Origin of the sequence: Pseudonocardia sp. (genome assembly GCF_025965585.1) — a bacterium.
Classification (GTDB): Bacteria; Actinomycetota; Actinomycetes; order Mycobacteriales; family Pseudonocardiaceae; genus Pseudonocardia.
Genome location: NZ_JAOPWR010000533.1, coordinates 1 through 6,004, shown reverse-complemented (window position 1 = coordinate 6,004; position 6,004 = coordinate 1). Strand labels below are relative to the sequence as shown.

Here is a 6,004-nt window from a genome sequence, read left to right as displayed (position 1 = left end):
GGGCGAAGCTCAGGCCCGGTGCTCGGCGATGTCCCGGGAACGGCGACCGCCAATCCCGGAAAGACCGCGTTATGAAGACACAGCCCCTCAGAGGTTTCGGCGGTCCCCCGGGCGCCGGAGCCGGAGGCCGCGATGAGGCCGATCGCACCGCCGGTCCGTTTGACTATCCACGTCCGGCATCGGCGAAAAGCGGTCACCGAGACGAGGAGCCCGACACAGCGGGGGACGCCGAATCGCTCTACCCCAGGGCCTGTCGCTACGGTGCAGATCTCGTCATGTATCGGCGACCCGGTGCTTCGCCGTCGCGGACGAGGCGCAGCAGCATCTCATCTGCCTCGCGCCCGATCGGGCGGGTGTCCCGGTCGATCACGAGATCGCCGGAACGTGCGGCTCGGACAGCGGTATGTCGTCGACCGCGACACACCGAGACGGCGCCGCACCGGGCGGCCAGCAGGAACGATGTCGAGGTCGCAGCAGCCCTTGTCCTGTGGGTGCACACCCCAGGAGGTCGGATCAGAAGAACCAGTGCTGCGGTTCTTGGCCTCGCTCCACGAGGTCGCCGAACTGGCCGCTGAGGAACGCGAGCGGCTCGCCGGCCCGGTCGCAGACCTGCTGGACGTGGCCGATGACCACGGTGTGGTCGCCGGCCTGGAAGTGCCGTTCCACGGTGCACTCGAGGTGTGCGAGCGCCTCGGGCACGACCGGCACTGCGTGACGGCCGTATTGCAGCGGCAGGCCGTCGAAGTGGTCGGCGCCGCGCCGAGCGAACCGCATCGCGATCCCTTCTTGCCGGGCGCCGAGGATGTTCACCGCGAACCGGCCGTCTCCCACCACGGCCTCGGTGGTGCGTGCACCGGTGGTGAGGCACACGAGCAGCAACGGTGGATCCAGAGACACCGAGGTCAGGGAGTTGACCGTCATGCCGTGCGGCTGGTCGCCGTCGAGCGCGGTGATCACCGCGACGCCGGTGGCGAACCGGCCCATGGTGCGGCGCATGGCTAGTGGGTCGACGACGCCCGGTTCGGGCATCGTGGTTCTTGACACGATCGACTCCCGTCGCTCGGCCGCGGTCAGACGCGGTACCGGACCTCGAATGTCGTGACGCCCTCCTCGGAGAGCCACGGCCCGTGCGGCATGCCCGGTGGGCGGCAGGCGTACATCCCCGCGGTGAACGTCTCGCCGAGGGTGAGGTCGGTGAACGACCCCTCCAGGATGAAGACCTCTTCCCAGAAGTCGTGGATCTGCACACCGTTGGGGGTGGAGTCGGCGCCCGGCTCGTACCGCAGGATGCGCGTCGCCACCCCGGTCTGCGGATCCTTGGCGAGTATCCGCTCCTTGATCTTCGGGTCGTTGCCGGCGCAGATCGTGTACCCGATCTTCTCCACCGGGAAGAACTCGTGTTCCGGCTTGGCCATGGGGCCTCCCTAGGTTGTTGGTGAATCGGCCCGGTCAGGACCGGTGAGGGGCCTACTCGACGCCGTAGCTCGCCAGGAACGCGTCGATGTCGGCGAGCGTGTCCTCGAAGCCGTAGTTGCGGAACGCGTAGCCCTTCACCACGAACGGTGCTCCGGCGTAGAACATCTCGTACTGGTGGTGCCGGCCGCCGAACTCGCTGCCGACCGCGTCCCAGACGAGCTTGAACAGCTTGATCCGCTCCTCGGCCGGGGCGTTCGGCGAGTAGATGTAGCGGTCGATGTCCGCGCGGGTCTCGGGGTTGCGCATGTCCTCCACGCTGGAGGGCACCTGCAGCACGCCGCCGCCGACGAGGTCGCGCAGGATCGCCAGCGCCCGCGGGTACAACTCGGCCTGCAGCCCCATCGCGCCGTAGACGGCCCGCCTGCCCGGCCGCCACAGCCCCGACTCGTCGGGGGCCGCGGTGTACTCGGCTGCCAGCACCGCCGACTCCACGATGGACACCAGACTGGCCAGCTCGCCGAGCTTCTCGACGACGCCGGGGAACTTGTCGACCCCGTTGACGGCGGCCACCTTGCGGGCCAGCCCGGCGATGAACTGCAGCTTCACCGAGAACCGGATCTGCGACTGCCAGTTGCCCAGCACGTGCGCACCGGTGTCGAAGAACTGCCGGCGCAGGCCCGCCACATCGCGGTCGACGAACACGTCCTCCCACGGGATGAGCACGTCGTCGAAGACGAGCAGCGCATCGGTCTCGTCATAGCGGGTGCTCAGCGGGTAGTCGTAGGAGCTGGTCGCGGCGGGCGCGAACGGACGCCGGCAGTAGAACTTCAGTCCCTCGGCGCCGGCGGGGACGACGAAGCTGATCGCGAAATCCCGGTCGTCGTCGGTCAGTGGCTTGATGCAGGACACGAAGATGTCGTCGGCGACCGGTCCGCCGGTGGCGAGCATCTGCGCGCCGCGCACCACGATGCCGTCCGGGCGCTCCTCGACCACGCCGGCCTGGACGAAGTCGCCGTCCCAGGCGTGCGCGGTGGTGGCCCGGGACACCTGCGGCGGGATGATCGCGTAGGAGACGTAGCGGCTCTCGGTGAGCAGCCGTTTGTGATAGGCGAGCACGTTCGCCGACAGGTCGCGGTGCCCGGCGGAGAACGCCTCCGGGTGCGCGGCGAATCCGGCGATGAACGATGCGACGTGGTCGGGGCTGCGCCCGACCCACCCATGGGTGTGCCGGGCCCAGGTGTCGGCCGCGCGCCGGAACTCGGTGAGATCCTCGCGGCAGCGCGGGATGCCGTAGATGCGGTTGGCCTCCGCGCCGGTCTCCGGTGCGGTGAAGGTCATCTTCGAGGCCGGGTCGGCGGCCACGTCGAAGAGCTCCGAGATGGTCGTCGCGATCGGCGCGAAGGCCGGGTCGTTCGCGACGTCGCGGACGCGCCGGCCGTCGACGTAGACGGTGCGGTTGTCGTTGATCGCTGCCAGGTAGTCCTGTCCGGTGCGCATCAGTTGTTCCTGTTCTTCGTCTCGTAGGCGTGGCCCAGGACGGTGCCGTCGGCGAGCTCGAGCCGCAGGTTCCAGGCTCGGCCGAAGACGAACCGTCCGGCGAGCAACGGCAGCGTGCCGCCGAACATCACGAGGTCGCCGTCGGTGTCGGGCAGGGCGGCGGCCAGCCGGGCGAGCACGCCGGCCGGGGTCCGCAGGGCCGCGAGGGATCCGCGCTGGTAGGGCGCGCCATCCACGTCACTGCTGACCTGTACCGCGTCCCAGTCGAACTCCGCGAGATCGGCCGGCAGCTCGACGACGGTCGTACCGAGCGGCTTCGGGCAGGCCGCCTTGGAGCCGGCGATGTCGGTCTTCTCCAGCTCGCGGTCGGTGTGGTCGGAGCCGACGCCGAGGAAGTGCCGGCCACCGTGCCGGATGATCACTGGCTCGACCTCGCCCGAGGTGTCGGGGCTGGGCACCCCGACAGCGGCGTCCGGGGTGAGCAGGGCGGGGTCGAGGTCGTAGAAGGCCGGCACGGTCGCCGGCGGCGGCACGCCGATCGCGGCGAGCTCGGCGATGTGCGCGGCCACCGCGTCCTGGTCGCGGCCGGTGTAGCCGGCCACGATCAGCCGTGCCGGTCGGATATCGAGTGTCTCCGCGGTCGCGCTCACGGTGAGTCGCAACGGCGTGGATGCCGCGGGCATGGGATCAGGCCTCTTTCCTAGAAGGGGTACGGGCGGCGGTCGAGCGTGGCACGCGACCGAGCCGACGGTCGGCGAGAACGGGGAACTCGGTGCGCGCGGCCTGGATCACGCCGGTGTCCACGTCACAGAAGGTCACGCCCTCGTCCTCGGCGGCCTCGACGAGGACCTCCCCCCATGGGTCGACGATCCGGCTGTGTCCGGCGAGCCGGACCCCGTCGCCCTGCTCCCCGACCGCGTTGCAGGCGATGAGCACGACCTGTTCCTCGACCGCGCGGGTGGAGGTGAACAGCCGCCAGTGCGCAAGCCGGGCCGCCGGCCAGGCCGAGCACACCACGACCGACTCCGCACCCGCGTCGACCAGCGCGCGGTACAGCTCCGGGAAGCGCAGGTCGTAGCAGGTCGTGGTGCCCAGCCGACCGAGGTCAGTCGCCACCGTCGCCACCTGCTCACCGGGTGTGAGTAGTTCGGCCTCGCGCGACCGGTACCCGAAGACGTGGATCTTGCGGTAGCTGTGGACGATCTCCCCGTCCGGGCCGATCAACACCGCGGTGTTGAACAGCCGGCCCTGCTCGTCACGCTCGAGGACGCTGCCCATGTGCAGGTGGCAGCCCAGCCGGCGGGCCCACTCGCGGGCCGCCGAGACGGTGTCGCCGTGCAGCGGCTCCGCGAGCTCGGCGTAGGAATCGAACGCGAAGTACCCGGGCAGCCAAAGTTCAGGCAGTACCACCAGGTCGGCGCCGGCGGCGTCGGCCACCATGTCCCCGACCCGATCGCGCCGCTCCGCGGCCGGTTCCCCGGCCGGGCTGGCCACCTGCACAAGTGCCGTTCTCACTTCGCGTGATCACCGGCCGAGGACAGGAACTCCAGCAGCTCGGCGTTGAACTTCTCACCGATGCGCTGCACGGCGTGCGGGCTGCCGTCGAACAGCACCCGCCTGGCCGGCAGCTTCTCCGCGAGCACGTCGGCGACGTCCTCGAAGCCCGGGGTGCCGCCGCCGGTGACCACCAGCTTGGGGAACGGTGCCGCCGCCAACTGCTGCAGCGGCACCCCGGTCTCCCACGGGCGCTCGGTCTTGAGGTTGCGCACCGCCTCCCCGAATGCGGGCGGCAGCGGCGAGGGCAGCTCCATCGACACACCCAGCGCCCTGAGGAACCCCTCGACGAACGTCTCGAGGTCGGCGTCGCCGTTGCGCCCCCAGTGCGTGCGGAGACTCTCGATCAGCTTGTCCGCTTCGGGCCGGCCGGCGGCGTTGGGCATCGCGGGCGGCTCGATGACCGTCAGCGACCACACCTTGTCCGGGGCGAGGGCGGCCGCGCGCATGGCCACGACTCCGCCCATCGACGTGCCGACCAGGTGCGCCCCCGCGCCGACGAGCTCGACGATGTCTCGCGCGTCCCGGTCGGGGTCGATCCGGTCGGTCCCCGGGCTCGGGCTGTATCCGCGCCGGTAAGGGGCGATCAGCCGGTAGCGGTCAGCCAGCACCTGCTGCTCGCCGAACGCCGCGGCCGCGGAGCTCAGGCTGCCGTGGACCAGGACGACCGGTGGACCCTCCTCGCCCCAGCGCTCCGCCGCGAGCTCGTTCACTGCCCGGCCGAGGCGTCCGCCTCGGCGGCGGCGAACACGCCGTTGTCCACGTCGAGCTGGCGGGACTCGAAGCGCCAACCGTCGGCGGTACGAACCGCGACGTCGTTGTAGACGCCGCTGGCGATGATGTGCGGTGCCTTCTCGACCTGGATCTTCACGACCAGGGAGTAGACCGTGGCGCGGTCCCCGTCGCCCTCGATCACGTAGTTGGTCAGGACGTGGCGGGCACCGTCCTCCTTGCCTGCCGCGATGTGGCCACGGATGAACTCCTTGATCGCCTCGTGGCCGGTGAAGGTGCCGTAGGTGGCGATGAACTTCCCGTCGGGCAGCCAGCAGTTCGCCCAGGCGTCGACCTCATGCGCGTCGAGGTACTTGACGTGGATGTTCGACAGCTCCTGGATGGCGAGCTTGTCGTCGACGGAGAGAGGCATCGGAGACTCCAGTGTCAGGAGAGGAAGACGGCCGACTCGAAGCTAGAGTACTAGTACGTAGTATGCAAGTAGCTCGTATGTAGGATGCCGCGATGGCCAAGCTGAGCGGCGTTGCCGCCGTCGAACGCCCCCCGACGCTGTCCCGCAGCGCCTACCTGCAGCTGCAGCAGGCGATCCGGGACGGGGCGATCAGACAGGGCGTCCTGTATTCGGAGAACGAGCTCGCCGAGACACTGGGAATGTCGCGCACCCCGGTGCGCGAGGCCCTCATCTCCCTCAGCCGCGAGGGCTTGATCGAGATCGAGTCACAGCGAGGCTTCCGCCTGCGGACACTTTCGACCGACCAGCGGCAGGAGATCTTCGACCTGCGTTCGCTGCTCGAGTCGTACACGG

At 69.9% G+C, this 6,004-nt stretch carries 8 protein-coding genes; 1 reads left to right on the top strand and 7 read right to left on the bottom strand.

Features of this window, described 5'->3' with window-relative positions:
- Positions 1-513: 513 nt before the first annotated feature.
- From JWR81_RS32840 to JWR81_RS32810, 7 genes are read right to left on the bottom strand one after another with little or no spacing between them, the layout of a single operon-like run.
- Positions 514-1,044 (bottom strand): flavin reductase family protein, encoded by a 531-nt coding sequence (locus tag JWR81_RS32840; protein WP_297661706.1) that lies wholly within the window; start codon positions 1,042-1,044, stop codon positions 514-516.
- 26 nt (positions 1,045-1,070) lie between these two features.
- Positions 1,071-1,415 (bottom strand): cupin domain-containing protein, encoded by a 345-nt coding sequence (locus JWR81_RS32835; protein ID WP_297661704.1) that lies wholly within the window; start codon positions 1,413-1,415, stop codon positions 1,071-1,073.
- A 52-nt stretch (positions 1,416-1,467) separates the two neighbouring features.
- Positions 1,468-2,913 carry a 4-hydroxyphenylacetate 3-hydroxylase family protein gene (locus JWR81_RS32830; RefSeq protein WP_297661702.1) on the bottom strand — a complete coding sequence of 482 codons (1,446 nt, stop codon included), beginning with the start codon at positions 2,911-2,913 and terminating at the stop codon, positions 1,468-1,470.
- Complete coding sequence (locus JWR81_RS32825) at positions 2,913-3,563, bottom strand: DUF2848 family protein (protein ID WP_297661700.1); 651 nt, start codon at positions 3,561-3,563, stop codon at positions 2,913-2,915. The genes JWR81_RS32830 and JWR81_RS32825 overlap by 1 nt, the downstream gene beginning before the upstream one ends.
- A gap of 37 nt (positions 3,564-3,600) precedes the next feature.
- A complete protein-coding gene (locus tag JWR81_RS32820; RefSeq protein ID WP_297661698.1) occupies positions 3,601-4,428 on the bottom strand; it encodes a carbon-nitrogen family hydrolase in 828 nt (275 codons plus the stop codon).
- Positions 4,425-5,180 (bottom strand): alpha/beta hydrolase, encoded by a 756-nt coding sequence (locus JWR81_RS32815; protein WP_297661696.1) that lies wholly within the window; start codon positions 5,178-5,180, stop codon positions 4,425-4,427. Before JWR81_RS32815 ends, JWR81_RS32820 begins: the two co-directional genes overlap by 4 nt.
- Positions 5,177-5,611 carry a nuclear transport factor 2 family protein gene (locus tag JWR81_RS32810; protein WP_297661694.1) on the bottom strand — a complete coding sequence of 145 codons (435 nt, stop codon included), beginning with the start codon at positions 5,609-5,611 and terminating at the stop codon, positions 5,177-5,179. Before JWR81_RS32810 ends, JWR81_RS32815 begins: the two co-directional genes overlap by 4 nt.
- Positions 5,612-5,703: 92 nt before the next feature.
- On the opposite strand from JWR81_RS32810, the gene JWR81_RS32805 reads away from it, so the two are divergent.
- A partial coding sequence (locus tag JWR81_RS32805) for a GntR family transcriptional regulator (RefSeq protein WP_297661692.1) occupies positions 5,704-6,004 on the top strand: 301 nt, incomplete at its 3' end.